A 24393-nucleotide genomic window follows, 5' to 3' on the forward strand; every position below is an offset into this window, starting at 1 on the left:
CAATATAAATAATTAAAAATCAATCACTTATATCTACTTTTCAACGCATGAGAAACAAAAAATCGGAAGAAAAAAATCTTCCGACCATGACTAGGCTTTGTCCCGTTTTTTTTTATTACAATGGTCTGGTGAAGAATGTTTGAAATAAACTACTCTGCGAAACCAACATTATTGTATCTATCATTTGCTGAATGAAATGCCTTTGCGTCCGGGATAAAAGCTATCATTAAAAATTCCTTGCGCCATTGCGTCAAATAAAATATACGATGGTCAGAAGATTTTATAATGTCTAAGAAAAAATCTGAACACTTTCATAATTTATCATGAATTAAAACTGAATTCTCCTTTAAAAATTGCAAATTTGCAGATACGGATAATATCAGCATAAATGAGTCAAACAAGTAAAAATAACTGATGGTTTTTGTAACAGGTGCTACCGGAATTCTTGGCCGGGTAATTGTTTTGGAACTCCTTAAAAAAGGAAAAAACGTTCGTGCCGCAAAGAGACCGGCAAGTAATTTAGACGACGTAAAACATTCCTATACATTTTATACGGAAAATCCTGACGGTTTTTTTAATAAAATCGATTGGGTAGATGTTGATTTTGATGATATACATTCGATTCAGGAAGCGCTGGCTGGTGTTGATGAGGTCTATCACTGTGCAGCAAAAGTGGGTTTTAATCCCAAGGATGATAAGGAAATGTATCACACCAATGTAAAAGGTACCCAAAATCTTTTATATGCGTGTGAAGGCTCCGAAGTTACAAAGTTTCTACATGTAAGCTCTATTGCGGTTCTTGATATTCATAATGAAAACGGAGAGCTTGATGAAAGTTCCGAATTTAACCCTAAAGAAGAACATTCTGCCTACGCCATTTCCAAGCATCTTGCCGAAATGGAAGTCTGGAGAGCTTCTGCAGAAGGTATGAATGTAGTTATCGTTAATCCGGGAATGATCATCGGAAGCGGAAACTGGGGAAACAGCAGCGGCGACATATTTCCGACCATGGAAAAGAACAGCTTTACTTTTTCAGGAGGAACCAGCTATGCCGATGTAAGAGATGTTGCTAAAATATCCGTAGAATTAATGGATAAAAATATTTTCGGAGAACGTTTTATCATTATTTCTGAAAATAAAAGATATGCCGAATTGGCTGGCCAGGTAAGAAAAGAATTAGGATTAAAAGAAGCTAAAATACTTTCAAAATTCCAGCTGAATATGGGAGTCTTGGCCAATATGCTTTTGGGATGGCTTATTTCTCCGCTGAAAATGGTAACCAGAGCAAATGTCGAAGCCATTTCCAACATGCAAATCGTATCCAATAAAAAAATAAAGGAAAGACTTCAGTATACATTTATCCCATTGGAAGAAACGATAGACTTCCATCTTAAGAATTATATTAACGATAAAAAGATGAAAAAATGAATCTTGCGGAGGCAATTATTCAAAAAAATATAGAAAAACATCCCTTAAAATCTGCAATTGGATTTAAAAAGAAAAATGAAGGATGGAAAGAGCTGAGCTGGAAAAAATTCGGAGAGATCGTTTTTAAAACAGCAAATGCCTTAAAGGAAGCGGGGATAAAGGAAGATGATAAAGTGGCCATCTATTCCGACAACTCTTCAGAGTGGATGATCTTTGATCTCGCGGCGATGTCGCTGGGAGCGGTTACCGTTCCTATTTATTCAACCAATAATGCAGAACAGGCTGAATATATCATTTGTGATTCAGAAGCAAAAATAATTCTTGTCGGAGATCAGGCGCAATATGATGCCAGCGTTGAAATTTTACAAAAAAATGACAACAACCTGGAAACAATTATCGTTTCTAAGAAAGCCGTCTGGATCAAAAAAGAATTCAACAGCTTTTATCTTGAAGATTTTATCGCAAAAGTTTCTCCTGAAGCAGAAATATATAAGAAAGAATTGGATGATGTGGCTACGCTTATTTACACTTCAGGAACTACAGGAACTCCAAAAGGTGTAATGCTTACTCACGGAAACTTCATCAAAGCTTTCGATGCTCATTTTGAATTTTTTAAGTTTAAAAATTTTGAAGAAGAACTTTCTCTGGCATTTTTGCCTTTGAGCCATGTTTTTGAGCGAAGTTGGAGTCTGCTTTGTCTCTATGGCGGTGCGAGAGTCTATTTTCTTGAAGATCCTAAAAATATTGCCAAAGCACTTGAAGAGGTAAAGCCAACCATGATGTGTGCCGTTCCAAGATTTTTTCAGAAGATCTATGCGGGAGTCCTGGAGAAAGCGGAAGAAGGTTCATCTTTAAAGAAAAAAATCTTCGACTGGGCATTAGAAACAGGTTGGGAAACAGCAGAATTAAGACGGAATGAAAAGCCGGTACCTTTCGGTTTAAAAATAAAAGAAAAAATTGCTGAAGCCCTTGTTTTCAGTAAAATTAAAGAGAGAATGGGAGGCCGACTGTGGTTTTTGCCTTGTGGCGGAGCTTCTTTGTCCCCGGAAGTCACCCGGTTTTTTGAATCGGTGGGAATTCATGTTACCGTTGGATACGGATTAACGGAAACTACGGCAACGCTTACTCTTTTTCCGTTCACTCATTTTGAACATGGTACAAGCGGAAAAGCTCTTCCGGGAGTAGAAATCCGTATTGGTGCTGACAATGAAATTCAGGCCAGAGGAAACGGAATTATGAAAGGCTATTACAATAATCCTGAGGAAACTCAGAAAGTCTTTACGGAAGATGGCTGGTTTAAGACCGGTGATGCCGGGAAGATCGACGAAAACGGAAATCTTACCATTACGGATCGTTTGAAAGATCTCATGAAAACATCAAACGGAAAATATATCGCGCCACAACAGATCGAAAATCTTCTGACCAACAATAATTTTATCCAGCAGATTGTTTTGATTGCAGAAGGAAGGCAATTCGCTTCGGCGCTTATCGTTCCGAATTTTGAGTTTTTGCATGATTTTCTTAAAAAGAACAATATTCCGTTTACCAATTGGGAAGAAATTGTAAAAAACGAAAAGGTAAATGATTTTTATAAGCAAAAGATTAAAGAACTGCAGGAGCATTTGTCTGAATTTGAAAAAATAAAGAAATTTACCTTAATGCCTGCCGAATTTGAAATAAACACAGGAGAAATTACACCTACCCTCAAAGTGAAAAGGAATGTGGTTCTTAAAAAGTATGCTGATCTTATTGATGCAATGTATTAATTAAGGTTAAGGTTAAGGTTGAGGTTGAGTTGAGGTTGAAGTTTTGAAATAATTTGGTTGAGGTAATAGATATTAAATAGTATGACAGCACAGGAATTTTTAGGAAAAGAAGAATTTACAATACAGAATCAGACCGTTTCGGAAAGCTGCCCGTCGAATATTGCCCTGATCAAATATTGGGGGAAATATGAGAATCAGATCCCGGCAAATCCGAGTATTAGTTTTACATTAAATCATTGTAAAACCAATACGACTGTGGAGTTTTTTGCGGATGAAGTATTTTCCGTTCAGACTTTTTTAGCGGGAAAGGAAGAAGTAAAATTCGCTGAAAAAATTGAAAAATATTTCAGAAATATCGAACAGTATCTTCCCTGGATTTTAAAAGGGAAATATGTGATCAAAACAGAAAATACATTTCCACACAGTTCAGGAATTGCAAGTTCAGCCTCGGGTTTTGGCGCGATTGCCAAATGTCTGATGAAGCTTGATGAAACTTTTTCCGGAAAAACTTCGGAGGAGGAATCATTGAGAAAAGCTTCTTTTTTGGCAAGATTGGGTAGCGGGAGTGCCTGCAGAAGTTTATACAACGGTTTGGTCGTTTGGGGCGAGTCACAGGTAAGAGGGAGTTCCGATCTTTTTGCGGTTCAGTATCCGAATGATGAAATTCACAATGTTTTTAAAAACTTCAATGACTGGGTTTTACTGATTCATGAAGGTCAGAAATCTGTTTCTTCTACGGTGGGGCATGGTCTTATGAATACCAATCCTTATGCAGACCGCAGATTTCAGGAGGCAAGAGAAAATTTCGGCCCGATGAAAGACATTTTAGCTACGGGTGATATGCAACGCTTCATCAAATTGGTTGAACATGAAGCATTGACTCTTCATGCGATGATGATGATGAGTGATCCTGCTTTTATCTTAATGAAAACAGGAACAATGGAAGTGATCAATAAAATCTGGGATTTCAGGAGGGAAACGGGCTTACCTTTATTCTTTACGCTCGATGCCGGTGCTAATGTTCACGTTTTGTTTCCAAATGACGGATCAGAAGAAAAAATCAAGTCTTTTATTGAAGCCGAATTATTGCAGCACACGCAGAACAATGGTGTTGTAAAGGATGTGATGAAGTTCTGATGCCATTTTAATTGATGTATTTAAAAATACCTAACGATGTTTCATAAAAAACCTGCGCAGCTTTCAGGTGAAAGGTGCGCAGGTTTGGAGTAACTCCTGCTTAGGTTTAAGGTAAAACCTGCGCAGGTTTATAGATTTTAATGACTGGGTTTAACTTTTTACTGGTGCATGAAGGTCAGAAATTGAATATTTGATGTAGTCAATGAAGTATTGATGCATATTTCATTTATGCGCTGAGTTTGTCATTCCGTAGGAATCCTGGCGCGAATCTTTCCATAAGTTCTCTGTTACTATGTCAAGATTCCCATTAGATGACAAAAATGTGTATAAAATCTACAATCAATTTCATTCAGTAGAACTCTCTGTATCATTCGTTCAGAGTTGCTGAAACAAATCATTCCACGAATCCAGATTCGGATTTACAGACCGGATTAATTCTAATTTTTTACTTCTGGTATAGTTTTTTATTTCCTTTTCCCTTTCAATAGCTTGTTGAATCCACCCAAACTTTTCGTAGTAAACTAAGAATTCTACATTGTATTTTGCGGTGAAGCTATTACTATTTGATTTTATCTTATGTTGATACAGTCGCTGATGAAGATTTTTTGTAACTCCTGTATAAAAGACAGTTCTGCTTTTATTGGTAAGAATATATACGTAGAAAGTATAAATTCCGTCTTTAAATTCGATCATTTGCTTTTTCTTTTAAATTTAAATATAATTCAGAAATCAACAATGAAATTAAAAAAAATGCATTGTTTCAAATCTAATGTTTGTCTTTTTGATAAGATCCCTAATACTATATTGAGATTCCTGCGGAATGACAAACTCAATGCATAGAAAATATGCAATAACCTGCTATTAACAATCAATTTAGCAGAATCCAGCTATAACTTTTCCAAAGTCAGGCTAATTGATATGTAATAAGGGCAAAGAACAGATAAAAATATACAGAAAACCTTCATCCTTCCGTAACCACTGCATCCCGCTCTCCGTTTTCTCTCTTACCTTCTTCGATCATTTCTTCAGCTTCAGCTTTTTCATCTTTTGTGGCATGATCGATGCGTTCTGCTTGCTTTTCATCCTGCTCATGGTCAATAAAAAATTCGCAATACACCGGGAGGTGGTCTGAACCAAAATTTTCAAGGGTTTTCAGATTCTCAATAAAAATTTCTTCGCTGTGAAACATCAGATCAATTGGAAATCTGAGCAAACGGTACTTGGCATGAAAGGTAGACACAAAAGAACGCCCAATTCTCGGATCGATAAGATGACTGGTTTTTCTGAACAGGATGGAAGACTTCGACCATGCAACATTATTAAAATCTCCAACAACAATAACCGGTTTTTTTATTTCTCTTACTCTTTTTGCCGTGCTCAGCAGATCGCCGTCCCTTTCCTTTGAAGTTTCCTCTTCGGTTGGACTTGGTGGCGGAGGATGAACTCCAAAAAAGACAAACGAAAATCCGTCTTTTGTTTTCAAATGGGCTTCAATACTCGGAATATCATCTGCCACAAAATAGTGGGTTCGGGAATCTTCAATTTCAATTTTTGAATAGAAATGCATTCCGTAAGTATTTTCCAGGGTGACTTTATGCTGATAAGGATAGTCTTTTTCCAGTGGCCGCAATGCTTTTTCCCAATCTCCGTTGCTTTCCATGGTAAGAAACATTTCTGGACGGTGCTTTTCTACCAACTTTATAAAACGGTCATATTCTGTATTGAATTGATAAACATTGGCTGAAATAAAATGCAGTTTTTCTGAAGACTGATACTTTTGAGTATATTTTTTAACAGGATACAGTGGAGTATATTTTACCAGAATTACGCTGTGATGAATGAGCATAACAAACAACAACGCCTGAAAGTACCAGAAATATGGTGACTTATCCGGAGTAATAAAACCAAGAAGTAAGGTTAAAAGTATGAAAACAGTGATCTGTATTTTACCGAATTCCGGAACACGGAATATCCAGTGAGAATGTTGAATTTTTGGCAGTATGGTTAGAATCAACAACAATACAGTCAGAATCAGATAGGCTGTCCACATATGTTAAAATAATTCTATAAATTTAAATTATTTTTTATTATTGCTCAAATCAAATTATCTTTAAAGCTTATTATTAATAACAATTAAAACCGTCCCAAATAAAGCTGTTTATTATGAATAAATTTTTTCCGTTCGTTTTTCTTTTTGGCAGTTTTTGCTTCGGGCAGAGTCAGGAGGAAATTGAACTTCCTTTGAGGAATTTATTTGCCGCTATGAAAAATGCTGATCCCGTACTTTTGAGATCGGTTTTTTCTGAATCTGCCATTCTGCAGACCATCACGAAAGATGGTGTTAAAAATGAAGAGCTCAAAGGCTTTCTGGATTCAGTTTCAAAGGCTTCTAAGAATGATCTGGATGAAAGAATCACCATTGAAGCTGTTCATATCGATGGAAATCTGGCAAGCGTTTTTACTCCTTATTCATTCTATTACAAAGGGAATTCTCACATTGCGGAGCAAATAGCTTTCAGTTGGTAAAACAGAGCGGAGAATGGAAAATTCAATATGTAATTGACACCAGAAGAAAAGATAACTGCAAAGAAATAAAATAATGAGAAATAAAAATCTGATACTGAACTATGTCTTTTTAAGCTGTGTGATTGTTTTGTTTGTAAATGATCATTTTTTTAAATTTCAATATACCAGCTGGTTTACAGGGAAATTGTCTGATGCTGTAGGGATTATACTTTTGCCAATGCTCATGACATTTGCATTTCCGAAACTGAAAGAAAATTCTGTTTTTGCTTCCGGACTATTTTTTGTTTTCTGGAAATCTCCTTTTTCAGAAAATTTTATCAAAATGTACAATGCAATTTCGCCGATTGACATTCATCGGGTGATTGACTACTCGGATTTAATGGTCTTATTGCTGTTACCGATTCCTTATTTTTTGATTAAAAACGATCATATTTTTGAAAATTTCGTTATAAGGAAAATCCATGCTGCTGTCGTTTTATTTCCTACCGTTTTTGTTCTGATGTCAACTTCACAATCTAATGGTTATACCTATTCTCCTGAAACCGGTAAACTGGCTTTTCGAGATTTTAATTTTGAAATGAAAAAGACAGAAAGTGATCTGTTGAAGAAGCTTGATGAGCAACATATTAAAGTAGTAAAAGATACCGTTCAGATTCTGCAATCTTTACGATATGAGATTTCAGCTATGGGTAAATTTGATCAGGATGCTATTACAAAAGGAGGTGATATTTTTAAAGTAGATAATGCAGTATTAAGAAAACGTATTGAGGAAAGAATTTAGTTATAGTTCAGATTATAAAATTAAGGAACTTAAAATAGGAGAGCGAACCGTTAAAAATATAAGATTTTCAATAGGGCCAGCTTATAATAAAATTAATGCTAAAAAGTTTGTTGCCATTAAACTTCATGAATTAGAAATTGACAAACGCTTGGATGACGATAAAGTTGCGGCCAGGCTTAGGGAAATTTATCAAAGTGTCATAATGAGCAGGTTTAAAAATTTTTAAAATGAAAATCCATCACATTGCCATCATTTGTTCAGATTATGAAGTTTCAAAGAATTTCTATACTGAAGTTTTAGGTTTAAAAATCATCCGCAAAGTATATCGGGAAGAAAGACAGTCTTTCAAACTGGATCTTGCTATCGGAGATCACTATGTTATCGAATTATTTTCGTTTCCTGATCCTCCGGAAAGACCTTCAAGACCAGAAGCTTGTGGTTTAAGACATCTGGCTTTTGCTGTTGAAAATGTTAATGAAAAGCGGGAAGAATTAATCCACAAAGGATTAAATTGTGAAGAGATCAGAATAGATGAATTTACCGGCAAAGAGTTTTTCTTTACCCAGGATCCTGATCAATTGCCACTGGAATTTTATGAAATATAAATAATTACAAATAAGATTAATTTAATAATGAAAAAATTGATTATCCTGTTTGCATTGGCACTGACAAGCCAAATGAATGCGCAGACGGTTAATGAACCAAAAAATCATCCAAAAGAGTGGTCGCAGGCTTATGAGCCTTTCAGAATTGCCGGGAACCTGTACTATGTAGGGACTTATGATCTCGCTTCGTATCTCATTGTGACCAATAAAGGAAATATTCTCATCAATACAGGGCTTGCCGACTCGTTACCAATTATTAAAAATAATATCAAAAAGCTTGGATTTAAATATCAGGATATTAAAATATTGTTGCTTACACAAGCGCATTATGATCATTTAGGTGCTATGGCTGAACTTAAAAAAGAAACCGGTGCTAAACTCTATGTCGATCAGGGAGATGCTGATGTTTTAAAGAGCGGAGGAAAATCAGATTATGAGATGGGGAAGTATGGCGTTACCTTTAAGCCTGTAAATCCTGATTTTATTTTAAAAGATAAAGGTTTAGTAACACTTGGGACTACAAAGCTGATGATGCTTCATCATCCTGGGCATACAAAAGGATCATGCAGCTATATATTTGAAACAAAAGATGATAAGAGAAATTATAAGGTTTTAATAGCCAATATGCCGACAATTATTGTTGATAAGAAATTTTCTGAAGTCACAACGTATCCGACGATTGCAAAGGATTATGAATATACTTTAAATGCAATGAAAAAACTTGATTTTGACATCTGGGTAGCTTCACACGCCAGTCAGTTTGGCCTTCACGAAAAGCATAAGCCAAATGATCCGTACAATCCAAACGCTTTTATGAACAAAAAAGAATATCTGGATGAGTTGGATTCCCTTGAAAAAGATTATCTAGAGAAAAAATCTGACGAGTGAATATTAATGAGCGTACCCTGTAAAAAAGCTTATCGCCATAATGGCTAATACAATAGAAGAAATGACTACATATACGTAGTCTTTTTCTTTTAAATATCCTATCAGCGCAAAAATAATTCTCATTAGCGGCGTAAAGATCAAAAGTAGAATTCCAAGTTGGATAATTGCCATTCCTTCACCTTTGCACAGTGAATTCCAGAAAAGGCCCCAGACTTTTTCTGAAGAACTTCCCATATCCAACGCTGTATACTTTTTAGGCATTTTAAAGCCTTCCGTGAAAAGCTTTACAAAACCTATCAGTGAAGTAATCACGGAAAGGATAACGCCCAGTCTCAATAAATTCCCCACAGAACGGTTCAGGTCTACATCCGTAAAATTCTTTTTCATTATCTGAAGCTTTTATTGATACCGTTATACATCATGTACACCGAAAGAATCGTGATGACTATCGCAAAAAATACTTTCAGTTTTTTTGTCTTTGAAACCATGAGTGTTTTTGATCCGATGAAGCTGCCTACTACAACGCCGATCAGTACAGGAGCTACGATTACCGGAACGATTTCACCTCTCTGGAAATAAATGAGCGCACTTGCAACAGCAGTTACACCAATCATAAAATTACTGGTGGTGGTTGAAACTTTAAAAGGTAGTTTCATCATATTATCCATTGCCAAAACTTTCAATGCTCCGGATCCGATTCCCAACAGTCCAGACATGGCACCAGCAAACATCATCATCAGAAATCCGGGAACGGTATTCCTTGCGGAATAGTTTTTCAAAACGCCTTTATCAGGAAAGGTTCCGTAAAGTTTTAATTTTTCCTCCAGACTTCCTTTAATCACAGGTTCCTGATGATCAGGCTTCCCTTTTAAATTTAAAATAACCGTTAAAAGAAGAATACTTGCGAAAATAATTCCGATTGTATTCGGATTCAGCATTCCGGAAACCAAAGCACCGACGATTGCTCCTGCTGTCGTAGCGATCTCCAGAAACATTCCGATTCTCATATTGGTGAATCCTTCTTTTACAAAAGCAACTGCCGCGCCGGAAGAGGTTCCGATCACAGAAATAAGAGAAGCGCCAATGGCGTAATGCATGGGAACGCCGAAACCCAGCGTTAATAAAGGAATAATGATAACTCCCCCTCCCAATCCGGTCAGTGAACCCAGAAGACCTGCCGAAATTGCTCCAAGGAAGAGAATAATGATTTCTGACATGCTACAAATATAAAACTATTGCGTTAGTCTGCCAAGCGTTTAAAAAAGATAAATTTGACGTATTTTTGCATAAACAAAATTTTAATGAAATTATTTTATATCATTCTGGGAGCCACACCGCCCGGCAGAAATATTGAGCAACACGACGTATTCTTTGGGATTGCAGAAAACCTGAAAGACCTTGTGGAAGATATGAAAGACTTTTGGAAGGAGGCAAAAGGAAAAATTCATATCGACTGTTATCAGGAAGTGAAATTTGTGGACGGCTATGAAGTGAAAATCGTCGAAAGAGGTAGCGAAACTTCTGAAGAACAGCTCTATTTCCTTAATCTCGGAGGTTATAAAAGAGGTTTTTTTGAAGAGTTTCATGAACAGCATCTGGTAGTTGCTAATTCTATGGGAGATGCTGTAAAAAAGCAAAGGCTACGGAATTTTATAAAACAATGGGCTTTAAAGGTGCTACCAGCCATATTGATGAAAAATTAGGCGTTGATATTGATGATATTTTTCCGGTAAAAGAAATCTTGCCTTCAGACATGAAAAAAAGATATGCCATATCACTTGTGAAATCAGAAGCAGAAAATCAGGAAAATTTTGTAAGTCTTGGTTATTTGAAAATTGACAAAATTCAATAAGTATTAAAAGTTTTGTTGATTAATGTAGAGCGTTTATATATTAAAAAATATGATTGATTTTGCATTTAAAAAAATAATCCGTTTAAGTTAAATTAAATCTAAATAGAAAATAAAAGTAAATGAAAATAGGAATTTTAGGAGGCGGACAGTTAGGAAGAATGCTGATTCAGGAGGCGTTGAAGTACGACGATGAATTTTATACGCTGGATCCGGCTTCTGATGCACCATGTCACAATATTTCATATTTTACACAAGGCAGTTTCAATGATTATGAGACCGTTCTGAATTTTGGTAAAGATAAAGATGTCGTAACCATTGAGATTGAGCATGTAAACGCCGATGCATTGGCTGAGCTGGAAAAGCAGGGAGTAAAAGTGGTTCCTAATTCCAACATTATTAAAACCATTCAACAGAAAATTCTTCAGAAGCAATTTTATAAAGCTCACGACATTCCAAGTCCTGAATTTGAAATAATGGATGGAAGTTCTGATGAAATCAAAATGCCGTTACCTTTTGTGCAAAAAATGAATACGGGAGGATATGACGGAAAAGGAGTTCAGGTCATCCGTACATCGGAAGACCTAAAAAGTCTCTGGATTGCAGATTCTGTAATCGAAAAACTTGTGGATATCGACAAAGAACTTTCTGTTATTGTTGCAAGAAACGAAAGTGGTGAAACCCAAACTTTCCCTGTAACGGAAATGGTAGCAGATCCAAAACTGAACCTGCTGGATTTTAATATCTGTCCGGTTTTATTGTCTGAAGATATCGAAGAACAGATTAATTCCATCACAGAAAAGTTCTTAAGCGCGATCCAGTCGCCGGGACTTTTTGCTATTGAATTATTTTTAGATAAAGAAGGAAAGGTCTGGGTTAATGAAACAGCACCGAGACTTCACAATTCAGGACACCAGAGCCAGGAAGGGAATGCCAATTCGCAGTTTGAGCAAATGTATCGTGTGGTTAAAAATTTACCTTTAGCCGATACGGATGCTATTATTTACAGCGGAATGCTGAATCTCGTGGGTGCAGAAGGCTACTCTGGAAAAGTGGTGTATGAAGGGATGGAAGAGGTTTTAAAATTACCTGAAACATATGTTCACTTATACGGAAAAACTGAAACCAAACCCGGAAGAAAAATGGGACATATTAATGTGCTGGCAGAATCCAGAGAAGAGCTGATGGAAAAGCTGGTCATGGTGAAAGGAATGGTAAGGGTGATCGCGGAATAATCATCCCTAACAGAGTTTCAAATTCTATTAGGGATGCCCGGCATCTACTTAAATATCCGCTTAATTATATTTCCAATTTCCATAAAATCATCGTGATTTCCGACAGACCTTTTTTCAGAACTGTTTTCATCATATTCTGAATATGGAAAAATCAGGAGGTAATTTTTATCAGCCAGGCTTCTGTTGAGCAATTCAGGGATCAATCTCATTCTTGGAATATAAGAGTGCATACCACGTTTTGCCATGAAGAGGATGAGTGCTTCATCATCCTTTAATTGGGAAGCCGTTTCTTCACCATCTTTCCAGGTTTTCATGATGATAAATTCTGCTTCAATATTCGCTTTTTTAATAATTCTCTGAAGAATATCCAGAATATTTTCAGCCGCATAAAAAACCATAGTTGCCCCTGAATTTCTTGCGATATTCCATACCCTCAGGAGGGCGTGGAAGAATCCGGCTTCTTTATGTGCATTTTCCGGAATCATTACCGCATATTTTTTTATCGTGGATAACGGTTGCGCAGCATGATACACTAATACATTGACATCGTCATTCTGAAGGTAGCCATTGTAAAGATTATACACAAAAGCAGGCGAAAAACCTTTATCATCTTCTAATCCTATGATGAGGTCGGTGATATTCTGTTCTTTAATTACGTTATTAATTCCGTTAACCACATCATTATCATATCTTTTTAATGACTGCATTTTCACGTCTGCGGCGGCGGCAGTATCCGTGGCCAGATGGAGAAGTTTCTCAGCATTTTTTACAGAAGACTCATTTTTATCTTCGTTAATGACATTTAAGGCAAACAAATCTTCTGTATTGGAGTGTGCTTTAATTAAAATTCCAAGATTCACCATTCTTTCAACGGTTGCTTCATAATTTAAAGCTAAAAGAATATTTTCCTCTTCATGACTGTTCCCGGAAACGGTATCTTCGTTATCCTGTTCGGCAATATTCTGGGCGCTGGACATAGAGATAAAAGATGAAATCGTACAGGAAATAAGGATTAGTAATATACTTCCGTTAAGAACATGTTCATTTAATAAACGGATAGGTTCTCCTGTTTCAGTTTCGGAAAGAATGATGTTGTATCCCACCATTACAGATGCCAGTGTGGCGGCTGCCGAAGCTGAACTCAATCCGAAAATCAGTTTCCCTTCTTCTTTGGATAATCTGAAAGTTTTTTGTGTTGCAACAGCTGAAAGATATTTTCCGCCGATGGAAGCGACGAGCATTATTCCTGCGACTTCCAGGGTTTCCCAACTTTTAAAAAATACTTTAAAGTCAATCAGCATTCCTACACTGATCAGAAAGAAAGGAATGAAAATAGCATTTCCGACAAACTCGACACGATTCATTAAAGAAGAAGTGTGCGGAATCAGTCTGTTTAAAGCCAATCCTGCAAAGAATGCGCCGATAATGGCTTCAACTCCCGCCAATTCAGCCAGTAAAGCAGCCAGATAAATCATGACCAGGACAAAAATATACTGTGAAATTTTATCATCTACCTTTTTGAAAAACCAGCGTCCGATCATTGGAAAAACCAATAGGACAATCAATCCGAAAACGATAAAAGAAACTGAAAGTTTTACCCAAAATTCAGTTCCAACATCTCCCTGTGACATTCCAACAATGACAGCAAGGACCAAAAGTGCTAAAATATCCGTGATCATGGTGCCGCCAACCGTAATATTTACTGCAGGATTTTTTGCGATTCCCAGTTTGCTTACCAATGGATAGGCAATGAGCGTATGTGACGAGAATAAACTCGCGAAAAGTATGGAAGTAAGTATTGAAAATCCCAGAATATAAAAAGCTCCCAAATAACCTAAAACAAAGGGAACCGTAAAGGTATAAATACCAAAAGTGAGACTTTTCCATTTGTTCTTTTTAAAATCTCCCATATCGATTTCCAGTCCGGCAAGAAACATAATATAAAGAAGTCCGGTAGTTCCTGTAACAACAATGCTGCTGTCTCTGGCAAGTACGTTAAATCCATTCGGACCGATTACGGCTCCGGCAATAATAAGTCCTAATAAATGCGGGACTTTAATTTTGTTTAATAAAAGAGGCGCTGCAAGAATAATAATCAACACCAGCAGAAACTTCAGTACCGGATCTTCGATGGGAAAGCTCAGGTTGTGTATACTCAATAAGTTCATAAGTGTTTTATTTGGTTGAACGTACAAGTTCTACAGAGAATTTTGCGAGACATTGATCTACAGCAATGGTCCTTGTTCCCCTGATTTTATTGGGAGAAATCTCATTCAGCAAAACATTCATTTCTACCTGTTTTTTTGAGGTAGAATCGGTTTTATAGTTCAGTTTTACTTCATTATTTTCAAATTTCCCGGAATAGACCCTTACGAGATTATTGTTATTGATAATTTTTGTGACAAGCTGTGTAGAATCACTATCGAATTCCCAAGTGTCAGTACGCTGGTCGCCCACGACATAATCACTACAGTTAGACTCGGTGCAGATCACTTTGCCCGTCCATGCACCCGCGACTTCTGCGGGCCAAACTACAATTTTTACAGAATCCTTTTTTTGTGAAAAAATACTGTCTCTCATTTTGAGAAGAGCCTGGTATTCAGATTCCTTTTGGGCAAATAATTTTTCCTTTTCAAGCAATTGTTTCTCTCTTATCATAAGATCTTTCTCCTTTTTGTTGTCATCGCAGGCAACGAAAAAAAATGAAATACAGATGAGAATAAATAGTGAATTTTTAAGCATATTGTAATTTTGGATTAAACAATATAATGAAAAATAAATAAATTATGAAATTTAAACCTCCCAAATAGTCGATGTCTCTGTCGGTTAAAGCGATCAATCTTCTGCTTTTTGTTTCAGTACAGAATCTGCCAGATGAAAGTCACGTATTATTTGATCTTCTTTCATAAGAGTACTATTTTTTTGTTTAAAAATATAATTAAATCTAATGTATATGGATTATTAAATAAATTCGTTTCCTTAAAAAAGGCTGTAAAGTGTTGTAAAATAACAAATTGTACTTGATCGGCACTTCGGAGTGGTTGATTCTCTCTTCGGAGTGCTTGACTGGCTCTACGGAAGGGTTGATTGCCCTTACAAAACACTTGAATGCACTTACAAAGCGGTTGATGATCTCTACTGAATGCTTGAATATCGTTTCTAAACGGTTGAAGCAATCTTCAAACTCCCTGAATGATCTAATGTACACCTTTACCGGTTTTTGAGTTAAGTACATTTGTGTTTGAGATTGTTATAAAAAATAAGGTTATTCAATTCTCTGTTTCTTGAACATTTCACGGTTATAGTTGATTACAAAAACGCCGAGAATAATGAGAAGAGCGGCGATAATAAATTTTGCTGAAATCTTCTCATCAAGAATCAGCCAGCTTAAAAATATGGAAATGATCGTATTTACGTAAGCCAGAATGGAGACCTGTACCGGCGAAACCTTTGTTAAAGCATAATGATAAGCAAAAAATGCAGCAACAGAACCGAACAATGATAAATACAACATGGCTGAAACGCTTTTTAGCGACCAGTTTCCAAAATTATAGTCGTCAGTAAACAGAAAAGCAAAGATGATCTGGATAATCCCTGCAAAGGCAAACTGATAAAAAAGATTAAGGGAAATATTCCGGCTTTGGATGTTCATTTTTTTAGTGAAAATCGTACCGGAAGCCCATCCTAAAATTCCACAGAATAAAAGGAAAATTCCAAATCTGTATTGTGGATTAGCCAAATCGTGTATACCATCCCAAAAAATAAAAGTTATGCCTCCGAAGCACATCAACACACCGATGAGCGCTTTTAAGGTAAATTTCTGTAAACCCAATGCAACACTCCCCAGGAAGACAATAATGGGTGAGGTGGCACTAATCAAAGATGTGAGGCTGCTGGTGAGTGTTTCTTCCGCTACTGTGGTTAATCCGTTGGCAATAATCAGCATTAAGGATGAAAAAACAAGCTGATAGCCGAGGTTTTTCCAGCCGATCCAATAAAACTGACGTCTGTATAAAAGAATCATAAGCATAATGACAGAAGCCAGAAACTGACGGATCCCTGCTACAAACCATGCAGGAATAGTTTCTACCGCAATACGTATGGATAAAAATGTAGTTCCCCAGACAATCGCAACGGTCAGGACGGCAAGCGTTAATTTATAATCTTTCAAAATGGTGGTTTATTTATACAAAATATATATTACCAGCTGATCTTGGAGATCAGTTGATTTGATATTGGTGAGAACAACTTTTACGCCTTTTTGCATGAAGATGATTAATTTTTTATCTTTGAGCATCTAATAATACAGAAGAATGGTAGGAATTATTATGGGAAGTCAGAGTGACTTGCCGATTATGGAACTGGCGGCAAACTTTTTAAAATCTTTGGATATTCCGTACGAACTTACGGTGGTTTCTGCTCACAGAACGCCGGAACGGATGTTTGACTATGCAAAAACGGCTAAGGAGAGAGGTTTGAAAGTCATAGTTGCCGGAGCGGGTGGAGCGGCTCATCTTCCGGGAATGGTGGCAAGCTGTACAACACTTCCAGTAATAGGGGTTCCTATTTTGTCAAGCAATTCTATCGACGGGTGGGATTCTGTTTTATCTATTCTTCAGATGCCGGGAGGAATTCCTGTCGCTACAGTTGCTTTAAATGGTGCCTTGAACGCTGGAATTTTAGCAGCAAAGATTATTGGCAGTTCAGATGAATTGGTAGCGGAAAATCTTCAGAAATATCAGGATTCTCTGAAAGATAAGGTATTGGGAACAGTAGATGACATTAAAGCTCAGCATCCTAATCATTTTGATCAGTAATCTCAATTAATTTATAAAGCCGCGGCTCACGATTTTCGTGAGCCGCGTATGTTTTATTACTGCTTGATAAATTTGAGATTCAATGTTTGACAAAAATTAGACATAAGAAGGTAACGACATATCTTATCATGAGTAATATTTAAGTGACACTATCCCATAAAGTGTGTAAGTTAAAAAGTTAGGCTTGGATTTTATAATCTGAGCCTTTCTTCAAAAATAAGCATAAATTGGTTAAGAACAATACCCCAATTCTGAATGGGCATCGACCATTTTTTGGTGGCTTCTTTTAAAGCAAGGTAAACAGATTTCAGCACAGCATCATCGGTAGGAAAAGACATTTTGTTTTTGGTGTATTTTCGGATTTTGCCGTTGAGATTCTCGATTAAATTGGTGGTGTAAATGATTTTACGGATTTCTAAAGGAAACTCAAAAATACGGTTAATTCATCCCAATTATCCCTCCAGGATTTGATGGCGTAGGAATATTTGGATTCCCATTTTTCTGCAAAATCAGTGAGAGCAGCTTCTGCCGCTTGTTTTGTTGGTGCAGTGTAAATATGCTTCATATCAGCAGAGAACTCTTTTCTGTCTTTCCAAACCACATATTTGCAGGCGTTTCTGATCTGATGAACAACACAGATTTGGGTTTGAGATTCAGGAAATACGGAACGGATGGTCCCAGTAAATCCATTTAAGTTATCGGTAGCGGTGATGAGAATATCTTCTACGCCACGGGCTTTTAGATCCGTTAAAACCCCCATCCAAAAGCTCGAACTTTCATTTTTACCGAGCCACATTCCCAGCACTTCTTTTTTTCCTTCACGATTTAATCCTACTGCCAAATAGATGGTTTTGTTAATGACCTTGGAGTTTTCACGAACCTTTAATACGATTCCGTCCATCCAGACAATTAAATACAAATCTTCTAAGGGTCGGTTTTGCCAGCTCACCACTTCGGTGGCAACGGCATTGGTAATCCTGGAAATGGCGGAAGCTGATATTTCAAAATCGTACAGCTCTTTGACCTGCTCTTCTATATCGCTCACACTCATCCCTTTGGCGTAGAAGGAGATAATAATATTCTCCAAACCTTCGATGATGTTATGCCTTTTGGGTACCAGTACAGGTTCAAAACTGCTTGCCCTGTCTCTGGGAACTTTGATTTCACTCTCTCCAAAAGAGGATTTTATCTTTTTGGTGCCATGACCGTTGCGATAGTTCCCTTCCTTGGTTTTTTCATGTTTTTCATTGTCCAGATGAGCATCAAGTTCTGCCTCCAGCATATGTTCAACGGCACGTTTGTGCATCTGTTTGAAGAAAGTGGTTAAATCTTCTCCATTTTTAAAGGACTTGTAGAAATCCTTGTTATTTAATAATTCTTCTTTGTCAATCATAACTATATAGGTTAAAAATAATAAAAAGTTATTTCCGAAAATTATTTTTGAGCTTTAGAGGGCTCAAAAATTTTTCAGAATAACTTTTAACTTACACAGTTAGTGAAATACTACCATTTAAGTGTATTTTTTATTCTTTAATGAATTTATAATTTTGAATTTTATCTTTTGTTACGATCTGTAAAATGTAATTTCCTTTTGATAAAGTGCTGACGTTGATAATTTCATTTTCTATCTTTCCTTCCTTGAGTAACCTTCCAGATGCATCAACGATTCTGAATTTTTCAGCGTAATCTAAGTGTTCTGTATGGATGTTATCTTTCGCGGGATTAGGATAAATTGAAGCTTCTTTTGTGGTTTTAATTTCAGAAGTTGCAAGAAAACAACTTCCAACTGAGTCCCCTGTAATAATCCAGTTTTTGTTATTAATGAGAAAGTCTCTTTGGTTGGCAATATTTGAGGCGTATTTTGCTGGCGTTGTAGACCCTAGGTTCACATTGTTTGCCGTATTGGGATTGTTTGCCCAACCGACAAGTGTTTTACTGTAATTGTTGCAGTCAATAGCAGTATTTACAATCATACTTGAAGCATCGCTAAGTGATGCTAAATTCCAGTTTTCAAATGATTGATTATAGCTTGATGCATCCGTTAAAAAAGTATTTATTCTTGTAACGTTACTTACATTCCAGGAATTTAAATTTTGATTAAATGAGGTACAGCCATGAAATACGTGCGCCATATCTGTAACATTTGCTGTATTCCACATATTTAAATTTTGATTAAATACAGGAATCATATGAAACATAAAATGCATATCCTGAAGACTTGATGTATTCCAATTATCTAATCGCTGATTAAAGCTCAGACATTGACCAAACATCCAGGCCATATTGGTAACTTTTGAAACGTCCCAATTGTTTACACTTTGATTGAATACTGCTCTTCCGGCCAGCATATAGCTCATATCTGTAGCTGAAGAAGTATTCCAGCTTCCTATAAAGGGTGAATTGAACTGGTGAGGAATAGTAGAGGTGCTTGTAAGGCAAGAGAACATAAAGCTGAAGTTCGTAACTTTAGAAGTATTCCAGTTTTGCATAGAAGGAGCTCCTGTAAATTGCGGAGTTCCAAAAAACATAAAAGATACATCTGTAACAGACTTAAGGTTTGGGCTGTCTGTTGCGGTAAGTTGCAGGGATAGGCAATTGGTAAAAGCAGAATTCATAGAGATCCATGAGATGTCTCCCCATTGCTCTATTTCTATTATTTTATCAGCGCTACCAAACATTTGCCAGATTGGAATAATCATTTCTGCAGCAGGAAGTAATTGTGCTGTTCCAAATTTTATTTGTCTGAAAACACCGTTTCCGTTGGAGACTTTTACTCTGTAAGTTGAACTAGAAGAATCTTCGCTTGATGTTCCGAAATCAATTAAAACCTGATTAGTAGAGGTTACATTTGTCATAATTCCGTTATGAAGTGGATAACCAATTTCTTCCCACTCGATTGTATAATTTTCTCCATTACCGGGAAACCAGATTTGATTTGAATTTGCCTGAAAGGGAGCGTCTACAGTTACACTGGGACTTGAAGCAAGACCTGGTTGCCAAATAGTGATAAATTCATTTTGTGCTTTAAAGATCTGACTCAGAGAAATCAGAAAGATGATCAGTGGTAGTTTTTTTAGCATGCTTTTATTTTGTGAGTTTGTTTAAAGTTGATTATAAATTATACAAATCAATATTTTGTGAATTAACAAAGGTAATCAAAACTTTTATTTATTAATGATAATATAAATGCGGCTCACGATTTTTGTGAGCCGCGGATGTTTTATTGTTTTATGAACTTGAAATTTTTACTTTCCCTTTTTGAAATCAATTGCAAAATATAATTTCCTGAAAGTAAAGTATGAATATTGATCTTTTCATGGCTTAATTTTCCTTTTAAAATAACTCTTCCTACGGCATCATAAATGATGAAATCTTCCGCATCGGAATTCTTAACATGAATAAAATCAGAAGCTGGATTTGGGTAAATATAAATTTCATTTTTTACCACCGGATCAGATGTTCCCAGTACAGAATGACATTCACCATTGTAAATATCTCCCGAAATATTCCAGTTTTTTACTGATATCAATTGATTTCTAGCAGCTACAGCTGCCGGATTAGAGTAGATGAGTGATGATACGGGTGCAAGATAAATGTTATTAGGGGTAGAAAGATTTGTGCTCCATCCAAAAAGTGTGCTATCGTAATTCTGGCAATTTAATCCTGAATTTGCAAGCATTCCATTAGCAGAAACCAATGCGTTTAACTGCCATTGGCCAAGATCCTGGTTAAATGCAGTGGCACCTGAAAACATATTGCTCATGTTTTTTACTTTGCTGACATTCCAGCTTCCTATATTCTGATTAAAAATTGGAGCATTTTTAAACATGTTTTGCATATATTCAACCTTTTTTACATTCCAGCCACTAATATCCTGATTAAAGTTTGATGCACCATTGAACATATCACTCATCCATTCAACCTTACTGACGTCCCAATTTCCTATATCCTGATTAAAAGCCAGAGCATTGGCAAACATTCCTTCCATAATCGTTGCGCTTCCCGTATTCCAGTTGCTGATATCCTGGTTGAAAACTTTAGCATTGCTGAACATCCTGTCCATTTCAATTCCCTTTGAAGTATCCCAATTCCCAATTGGCTGATTAAATTTGTGAGCGTTTGAAAACATAAATTCAAAATCAAGGTTTTTGGAGGTATCCCAGTTTCCGATGGGCTGGTTAAATTCCCGGGCATTATTGAACATGGCCGTCATGCTTTCTACTTTGGAGGTATTCCAATTGGCCAGCGGTTGGTTAAAAATTAAAGCTGATAAGAAAGTGGTTGCCATAACGATTACATTTGAAGTATTCCAGCTTCCTACCGGCTGATTGAAGAGGTAGCATCCTGAAAATGTGTCCAATAGAGTAATAACGCTCGAAATATCCCATGCATCAATAGTTGGATTTCCCACAAAAGCATTGCATCCGGCGAACATAAATGACATATCTGTCACGTCCGAAAGATCAGGAGTATCGGTTGCGGTGACGTCTAAAAATTTACACATATGAAATGCCTGTTCCATAGATGACCAGTTGATATTTCCCCATTGTTCAACCTTTATTATTTTGTGAACGTCTCCTACAATTCCATCAAAATTAAGCATATCCCAATCCGAAAATCGTATCTGGTGAAAACTGCCATTCCCGTTGCTTACTTTTATTCGATATGTCGCCTGTGAAGGGTTGGGGTTTAATGGGGAGCCAAAATCGATCAGGATCTGATAATTTGAACTCACATCGGTAAGTGTACCATTATGGGACGGATATCCTATTTCTTCCCAATATATTTTATAATTAGTTCCTCTTCCCGGAAACCAGATTTGGTTGTTGGTGGAATTAACCGTTATTCCTGTGTAAGCAATAGTATGGGGTGTACTTGGTTTCCAGACCGTGATAAATTCATTTTGTGCTTTTAAAATCTGGCTCATTAAAATCAGAAAGATGATCAGTGGTAGTTTTTTTAGCATGCTTTTATTTTGTGGGGTTTGTTTTAAATTTAATTTGAAAACATACAAATCAATAATTTGTGAATTAACAAAAATAATAAAATATTAAAAATTACTATCATTGATTAATATAAAACTGAATTTTTTATATAAAAAAGATGATTTTAGAAAAAATTATTTAATAAAGATGAATCTTATAAACACGAAAAATCCCGCTACGAATAGCAGGATTTTTTATAATAATATCAGAATTGAATTAGTATCTGTAATATTCCGGTTTGAAAGGTCCTTCAACATTTACTCCGATATAATCGGCCTGTTCCTGAGAAAGAGTTTCCAATTCAACGCTTAATTTCTTAAGGTGAAGGGCTGCTACTTTTTCATCAAGATGCTTAGGCAATGTATATACTTCGTTTTTGTACGCTGCGGAATTGTTCCAAAGTTCGATCTGAGCCAAAGTCTGGTTAGAGAAAGAGTTTGACATTACAAAACTTGGATGCCCTGTTGCACAGCCTAAGTTTACCAATCTACCTTCAGCAAGAATGATAACTTCTTTACCCTCAATAGTGTAGATGTCCACCTGAGGTTTTACTTCAGATTTTGTATGACCGTAGTTTTTGTTTAGCCAAGCCATATCAATCTCGTTATCGAAGTGACCGATATTACAAACGATTGCTTTATCTTTCATTTTCAGGAAATGCTCACCTCTTACGATGTTGAAGTTACCGGTTGTTGTGATAATGATATCTGCGTTATCAACTACTGTATCCAATCTTTTTACTTCGTATCCGTCCATGGCAGCCTGAAGTGCACAGATCGGGTCAATTTCCGTTACTGTAACGATAGAGCCGGCTCCTCTGAAGGATGCAGCTGTACCTTTACCAACGTCTCCGTATCCGCAAACAACCACTCTTTTTCCGGCAAGCATTACATCAGTAGCTCTTCTTACCGCATCAACAGCAGATTCTTTACAGCCATATTTGTTGTCGAATTTGGATTTAGTTACCGAATCATTAACGTTGATGGCAGGCATTACCAAAGTTCCGTTTTTAATTCTTTCGTACAATCTGTGAACACCGGTTGTTGTTTCTTCAGAAAGTCCTTTGATGTCTTTTGTCAATTCAGGATATTTATCGAAAACCATGTTGGTAAGGTCACCTCCGTCATCAAGAATCATGTTCAACGGTTTTCTGTCTTCTCCGAAGAATAAAGTCTGCTCGATACACCAGTCAAATTCTTCTTCATTAAGTCCTTTCCATGCGTAAACAGGAATTCCGGCAGCAGCAATGGCAGCTGCAGCATGATCCTGAGTAGAGAAAATATTACAAGAAGACCAGGTAACTTCAGCACCTAAAGCTACCAGCGTCTCGATAAGCACAGCTGTTTGGATTGTCATGTGAAGACATCCTGCGATTCTTGCTCCTTTTAATGGCTGGGATGGCCCGTATTCTTCACGGATTGACATCAAACCAGGCATTTCTGCTTCTGCAAGAGTAATTTCTTTTCGTCCCCATTCTGCAAGGGAGATATCCTTCACTTTGTAAGGAATGTATTGTGTTGTAGTACTCATATGTAAATGAATAAGTTTAAATTCAACGATAATAAGATTGCAAAATTACAACTAATAATTAAGATATAAAAACTGAAGCTTGAGAACTGTTATATGAAATTATACAGGTTAGAAAATTATTTTTATTTATTCTAAATAGATTATTTTTGTATAAAATAAATCAGCTATGAATCATACAACTACTGAAGAAGCTAAAAAAGCTGCAAAACCATTAACACCAAAAATTAATGAATTAATTGAAAGAAGCAAAAGTGTACTACTTGCAACCGTAAATGCAGAAGGTACACCAAACTCAAGCTATGCCCCTTTTGTGCATATTGATAAAGCATTTTACATCTTGGTATCGTTCATGGCAAAGCATACCCAGAATCTTGCAGATGGAAGAAAAACGTCCGTAATGATTATTGAGGATGAATCTGCCACAAAACAAATTTATGCACGTGAAAGATTAACGTTTGAAGCTACTACAACTAACGTAGAAAGAGATTCTGAAACCTGGAATGCTGTTGTCGGAAAACTCAGAGAAGCCCACGGTAAAGTTGTTGATGTCATTGCTGATATGAAAGACTTCATCCTGATTGGACTTCATCCCGTAAAAGGATCTTATGTAAATGGCTTCGGAAGTGCTTATTTTGTCAATGAAAATCTGGAAATTCTTGAACACAGAAATGATCAGAATCATCAGTCGAAATAATTTTTTCAGCCCAGAAGGATAATCATAAATTTTAATATATTTTAAATTTAAAAGAAAATTCACTTAGATTTTAAGTGAATTTTTTTTATGAAAGAAACCAATGTTAAACTTCTCTTATCGTACTTCCGGTTTACAGCCAAAAAATTTCACTA

Annotated in this window: 23 protein-coding genes and 1 pseudogene; 13 read left to right on the plus strand and 11 right to left on the minus strand. The window is 36.4% G+C overall.

Annotated features, from left to right (window positions below):
- The first annotated feature begins 414 nt into the window (after nucleotides 1–414).
- The 3 genes from BMW64_RS18635 (at nucleotide 415) to BMW64_RS18645 (ending at nucleotide 4331) form a co-directional block, all read left to right on the plus strand.
- Entirely contained in the window at nucleotides 415–1428 is a 1014-nt protein-coding gene (locus BMW64_RS18635) for an NAD-dependent epimerase/dehydratase family protein (RefSeq protein ID WP_090001907.1), read from the plus strand.
- Nucleotides 1425–3194, plus strand: a complete 1770-nt coding sequence (locus BMW64_RS18640) for an AMP-dependent synthetase/ligase (RefSeq protein ID WP_090001909.1) — start codon at nucleotides 1425–1427, stop codon at nucleotides 3192–3194. The genes BMW64_RS18635 and BMW64_RS18640 overlap by 4 nt, the downstream gene beginning before the upstream one ends.
- An 81-nt stretch (nucleotides 3195–3275) precedes the next feature.
- Nucleotides 3276–4331 carry a diphosphomevalonate decarboxylase gene (locus BMW64_RS18645; RefSeq protein ID WP_090001911.1) on the plus strand — a complete coding sequence of 352 codons (1056 nt, stop codon included), beginning with the start codon at nucleotides 3276–3278 and terminating at the stop codon, nucleotides 4329–4331.
- Between the two features lie 375 nt (nucleotides 4332–4706).
- Here BMW64_RS18645 and BMW64_RS18650 read toward each other — a convergent pair whose 3' ends face one another.
- Together BMW64_RS18650 and BMW64_RS18655 are read right to left on the minus strand one after the other, a co-directional pair.
- Complete coding sequence (locus BMW64_RS18650) at nucleotides 4707–5024, minus strand: GIY-YIG nuclease family protein (protein WP_090001913.1); 318 nt, start codon at nucleotides 5022–5024, stop codon at nucleotides 4707–4709.
- Between the two features lie 268 nt (nucleotides 5025–5292).
- Nucleotides 5293–6381 carry an endonuclease/exonuclease/phosphatase family protein gene (locus BMW64_RS18655; RefSeq protein ID WP_090001914.1) on the minus strand — a complete coding sequence of 363 codons (1089 nt, stop codon included), beginning with the start codon at nucleotides 6379–6381 and terminating at the stop codon, nucleotides 5293–5295.
- A gap of 113 nt (nucleotides 6382–6494) precedes the next feature.
- On the opposite strand from BMW64_RS18655, the gene BMW64_RS18660 reads away from it, so the two are divergent.
- The 5 genes from BMW64_RS18660 (at nucleotide 6495) to bla (ending at nucleotide 9131) form a co-directional block, all read left to right on the plus strand.
- The gene (locus BMW64_RS18660) at nucleotides 6495–6857 is read left to right on the plus strand and encodes a nuclear transport factor 2 family protein (protein ID WP_228400969.1); all 363 of its coding nucleotides are present in this window, start codon (nucleotides 6495–6497) and stop codon (nucleotides 6855–6857) included.
- Nucleotides 6858–6930: 73 nt separating this feature from the next.
- Nucleotides 6931–7638 (plus strand): hypothetical protein, encoded by a 708-nt coding sequence (locus BMW64_RS18665; RefSeq protein ID WP_090001916.1) that lies wholly within the window; start codon nucleotides 6931–6933, stop codon nucleotides 7636–7638.
- Entirely contained in the window at nucleotides 7622–7864 is a 243-nt protein-coding gene (locus BMW64_RS18670; protein ID WP_090001918.1) for a hypothetical protein, read from the plus strand. Before BMW64_RS18665 ends, BMW64_RS18670 begins: the two co-directional genes overlap by 17 nt.
- Before the next feature lies 1 nt (nucleotide 7865).
- Nucleotides 7866–8243 (plus strand): SMU1112c/YaeR family gloxylase I-like metalloprotein, encoded by a 378-nt coding sequence (gene gloA2 / locus BMW64_RS18675; RefSeq protein ID WP_090001920.1) that lies wholly within the window; start codon nucleotides 7866–7868, stop codon nucleotides 8241–8243.
- Between the two features lie 27 nt (nucleotides 8244–8270).
- The gene (gene bla, locus BMW64_RS18680; RefSeq protein WP_090001922.1) at nucleotides 8271–9131 is read left to right on the plus strand and encodes a subclass B3 metallo-beta-lactamase; all 861 of its coding nucleotides are present in this window, start codon (nucleotides 8271–8273) and stop codon (nucleotides 9129–9131) included.
- 3 nt (nucleotides 9132–9134) lie between these two features.
- On the opposite strand, the gene BMW64_RS18685 is transcribed toward bla, so the two are convergent.
- The gene (locus BMW64_RS18685) at nucleotides 9135–9518 is read right to left on the minus strand and encodes a DUF1634 domain-containing protein (RefSeq protein ID WP_090001924.1); all 384 of its coding nucleotides are present in this window, start codon (nucleotides 9516–9518) and stop codon (nucleotides 9135–9137) included.
- The gene (locus BMW64_RS18690) at nucleotides 9518–10348 is read right to left on the minus strand and encodes a sulfite exporter TauE/SafE family protein (protein WP_090001926.1); all 831 of its coding nucleotides are present in this window, start codon (nucleotides 10346–10348) and stop codon (nucleotides 9518–9520) included. The genes BMW64_RS18685 and BMW64_RS18690 overlap by 1 nt, the downstream gene beginning before the upstream one ends.
- Nucleotides 10349–10432: 84 nt before the next feature.
- Between BMW64_RS18690 and BMW64_RS18695 the strand changes: the two genes are divergently transcribed.
- The 3 genes from BMW64_RS18695 to BMW64_RS18700 all read left to right on the plus strand — a co-directional run bounded on the left by BMW64_RS18695 (nucleotide 10433) and on the right by BMW64_RS18700 (nucleotide 12215).
- Nucleotides 10433–10834 carry a DUF1543 domain-containing protein gene (locus BMW64_RS18695; protein WP_317048324.1) on the plus strand — a complete coding sequence of 134 codons (402 nt, stop codon included), beginning with the start codon at nucleotides 10433–10435 and terminating at the stop codon, nucleotides 10832–10834.
- Nucleotides 10792–10983 carry a hypothetical protein gene (locus tag BMW64_RS21085; RefSeq protein ID WP_317048325.1) on the plus strand — a complete coding sequence of 64 codons (192 nt, stop codon included), beginning with the start codon at nucleotides 10792–10794 and terminating at the stop codon, nucleotides 10981–10983. Before BMW64_RS18695 ends, BMW64_RS21085 begins: the two co-directional genes overlap by 43 nt.
- Nucleotides 10984–11102: 119 nt before the next feature.
- Nucleotides 11103–12215 (plus strand): 5-(carboxyamino)imidazole ribonucleotide synthase, encoded by a 1113-nt coding sequence (locus BMW64_RS18700; protein WP_090001928.1) that lies wholly within the window; start codon nucleotides 11103–11105, stop codon nucleotides 12213–12215.
- A 44-nt stretch (nucleotides 12216–12259) separates the two neighbouring features.
- On the opposite strand, the gene BMW64_RS18705 is transcribed toward BMW64_RS18700, so the two are convergent.
- The 3 genes from BMW64_RS18705 to BMW64_RS18720 all read right to left on the minus strand — a co-directional run bounded on the left by BMW64_RS18705 (nucleotide 12260) and on the right by BMW64_RS18720 (nucleotide 16386).
- A complete protein-coding gene (locus tag BMW64_RS18705; protein ID WP_090001930.1) occupies nucleotides 12260–14383 on the minus strand; it encodes a cation:proton antiporter in 2124 nt (707 codons plus the stop codon).
- 7 nt (nucleotides 14384–14390) lie between these two features.
- Nucleotides 14391–14957, minus strand: a complete 567-nt coding sequence (locus BMW64_RS18710) for a hypothetical protein (RefSeq protein WP_090001932.1) — start codon at nucleotides 14955–14957, stop codon at nucleotides 14391–14393.
- 523 nt (nucleotides 14958–15480) lie between these two features.
- Entirely contained in the window at nucleotides 15481–16386 is a 906-nt protein-coding gene (locus BMW64_RS18720) for a DMT family transporter (protein ID WP_090001936.1), read from the minus strand.
- A 142-nt stretch (nucleotides 16387–16528) separates the two neighbouring features.
- On the opposite strand from BMW64_RS18720, the gene purE reads away from it, so the two are divergent.
- On the plus strand, nucleotides 16529–17032 hold the full coding sequence (gene purE / locus BMW64_RS18725) for a 5-(carboxyamino)imidazole ribonucleotide mutase (RefSeq protein WP_090001937.1): 504 nt from the start codon (nucleotides 16529–16531) through the stop codon (nucleotides 17030–17032).
- 191 nt (nucleotides 17033–17223) lie between these two features.
- On the opposite strand, the pseudogene BMW64_RS18730 reads toward purE, so the two are convergent.
- The 4 genes and pseudogenes from BMW64_RS18730 to ahcY form a co-directional block, all read right to left on the minus strand.
- Nucleotides 17224–18425: pseudogene (locus BMW64_RS18730) on the minus strand (IS256 family transposase).
- A gap of 130 nt (nucleotides 18426–18555) precedes the next feature.
- Nucleotides 18556–20112 (minus strand): BspA family leucine-rich repeat surface protein, encoded by a 1557-nt coding sequence (locus BMW64_RS18735; RefSeq protein ID WP_090001939.1) that lies wholly within the window; start codon nucleotides 20110–20112, stop codon nucleotides 18556–18558.
- 140 nt (nucleotides 20113–20252) lie between these two features.
- Nucleotides 20253–21998 (minus strand): BspA family leucine-rich repeat surface protein, encoded by a 1746-nt coding sequence (locus tag BMW64_RS18740; RefSeq protein WP_143052735.1) that lies wholly within the window; start codon nucleotides 21996–21998, stop codon nucleotides 20253–20255.
- A 235-nt stretch (nucleotides 21999–22233) separates the two neighbouring features.
- Nucleotides 22234–23547 carry an adenosylhomocysteinase gene (gene ahcY, locus BMW64_RS18745; RefSeq protein WP_090001943.1) on the minus strand — a complete coding sequence of 438 codons (1314 nt, stop codon included), beginning with the start codon at nucleotides 23545–23547 and terminating at the stop codon, nucleotides 22234–22236.
- Nucleotides 23548–23713: 166 nt separating this feature from the next.
- On the opposite strand from ahcY, the gene BMW64_RS18750 reads away from it, so the two are divergent.
- On the plus strand, nucleotides 23714–24241 hold the full coding sequence (locus tag BMW64_RS18750; RefSeq protein ID WP_090001945.1) for a HugZ family pyridoxamine 5'-phosphate oxidase: 528 nt from the start codon (nucleotides 23714–23716) through the stop codon (nucleotides 24239–24241).
- Nucleotides 24242–24393 lie beyond the last annotated feature (152 nt).

This window comes from Chryseobacterium taichungense (genome assembly GCF_900109935.1).
Lineage (GTDB): Bacteria > Bacteroidota > Bacteroidia > Flavobacteriales > Weeksellaceae > Chryseobacterium > Chryseobacterium taichungense.